The organism is Micromonospora sp. NPDC049580 (assembly GCF_040675595.1).
Classification (GTDB): Bacteria; Actinomycetota; Actinomycetes; order Mycobacteriales; family Micromonosporaceae; genus Micromonospora.
On sequence record NZ_JBFAPG010000736.1, the window covers coordinates 1 to 2,015 of the forward strand.

The window sequence follows — 2,015 nt, forward strand, 5'->3', positions numbered from 1 at the left end:
CGAGGCCCGCGTCGCGGGCGGCGGCGGCCACGGCGTCGGCGAACGACGGGGGCCGCAGCTCGTTCGGGGCGGTGTTCACCCAGTCCCGGCTGAGCCGGACCGCGCCGGCGACTGCCTGCGCCCGGGTGATCTCCGCCTGGGCGGCCGGCTCAGCGGCGTCCGGAACGGCGATCAGCACCTCGGCCACCGGCTCCCGCCGGGTCGGCTGCGGACGGGTCTTGTAGCCGGCGAACCGGTACCCGCCGAGCAGCGCGCCCTCGGCGACCGCGCGCAGCGCGGCCGGCGCGTCCGCGTCGTCGGGCAGCGGCATGCTCAGCGCCACCTTCGGCGCACCCGCCAGGGCCCGGACCGCCGCGCCGGCGGCGCGGCGCAGCGTCTCCGGCGCCGGGGCGGCGCCCTTCGGCTCCGGGCCGAGCCCGACCGCGACGACCAGCGGGGCGGTGACGGTGCCCAGCGTGGCCAGCTTGATGACCTCACCCGCCCCACCGGTCGCGCCGAGCAGCGCGAGGGTCTCGGTCAGCTTGCCGTCGAAGGCGACGGCGATGCTCTCCGCGCCGCTGGCGAGCAGCAGGTTGCCGGCGAGGCCGCTGGTGGCGCCCTGCTCTCCGGTCTGGCTGTGCACGCCGATCACGATCGCGTCGACGGCGAGCTCGGCCGGGTCGGTGTCGACCAGGCTCAGGTTGGTGGTGCGGGGTGATGTCACTGAAGCTACTCCGGGCGGGCCGGGCCGGTCGCGGCGTCGCGTACCAGCGGTGAAGGTCTCCGGCGGAACCTACCCGCCGGACGTCAGGGCTGTCCCGTCGATCACACCAACGGGGTCCCGCCGATGCTAACCAGCGGCGTTACCCCCGGTAAGTTGCCACCCATGACCGACGTGACCTCCGACGCCGCCGCGACCCGGCTGCGTCGTTCCCCGCTGCACGAGCGGCACACCGCCGCCGGCGCCAAGTTCGCCCCCTTCGGGGGCTGGGAGATGCCGCTGGAGTACGCCGGCGGCGGGGTGCTCAAGGAGCACGCCGCGGTGCGTACGGCGGTGGGGGTCTTCGACGTGTCGCACCTGGGCAAGGTTCGGGTGGCCGGCCCCGGCGCGGCCGACTTCGTCAACTCCTGCCTCAGCAACGACCTGCGCCGCATCGGGCCCGGCCGAGCGCAGTACACGCTGTGCTGCGACGACGCCACCGGCGGCGTTGTGGACGACATCATCGCCTACCTGTACGCCGAGGACCACGTCTTCCTCATCCCGAACGCCGCGAACACCGCCGAGGTGGTGCGCCGGCTGCGCGCCGCCGCCCCGGAGCGGATCACCATCACCGACGAGCACGAGGCGTACGCGGTGCTGGCCGTGCAGGGCCCCCGCTCGGGCGAACTGCTCGCCGCTCTCGACCTGCCCACCGAGCACGGCTACATGAGCTTCGACGCCGCCAGCTTCACCGACAGCCTCGCCGAGGTGGAACTGACCGTCTGCCGTACCGGCTACACCGGCGAGCTGGGCTACGAGCTGGTCGTGCCGGCGGAGCACGCGGTGACCGTGTGGGACGCGCTGTTCGCCGCCGGCAAGGCGTTCGAGCTGCGCGCCTGCGGGCTGGCCGCCCGGGACACGCTGCGCACCGAGATGGGCTACCCGCTGCACGGTCAGGACCTCTCGCTGGACATCACCCCGGTGCAGGCCCGCTCGGGCTGGGCGGTCGGGTGGGACAAGCCGGCCTTCTGGGGTCGCGACGCGCTGCTCGCCGAGAAGGCCGCCGGCCCCCGACGTACGCTCCGCGGCCTGGTGGCCGTCGACCGCGCCATCCCGCGCCCCGGCATGACCCTGCACGTGGGCGACAAGCAGGTCGGCACGGTGACCAGCGGCACCTTCAGCCCGACCCGCAAGCAGGGCATCGCCCTGGCCCTGCTGGACACGGACGCCAACCTGGCCGACGGCGACGAGGTGCAGGTCGACATCCGAGGCCGCCAAGCCCCCCTGCGCCTCCAAAAACCCCCCTTCGTAACCCCCTCAACCCACTAACCCCAAC

Annotated in this window: 2 protein-coding genes; one reads left to right on the top strand and one right to left on the bottom strand. The window is 74.3% G+C overall.

Annotated features, from left to right (window positions below; genetic code table 11):
• On the bottom strand, positions 1 to 703 hold a 703-nt coding region (locus tag AB0J68_RS31560), incomplete at its 3' end, for a M17 family peptidase N-terminal domain-containing protein (RefSeq protein ID WP_363942465.1).
• A gap of 162 nt (positions 704 to 865) precedes the next feature.
• On the opposite strand from AB0J68_RS31560, the gene gcvT reads away from it, so the two are divergent.
• Positions 866 to 2,008, top strand: coding sequence for a glycine cleavage system aminomethyltransferase GcvT (gcvT, locus tag AB0J68_RS31565; protein ID WP_354859746.1), 1,143 nt, complete (start codon positions 866 to 868; stop codon positions 2,006 to 2,008).
• Positions 2,009 to 2,015 lie beyond the last annotated feature (7 nt).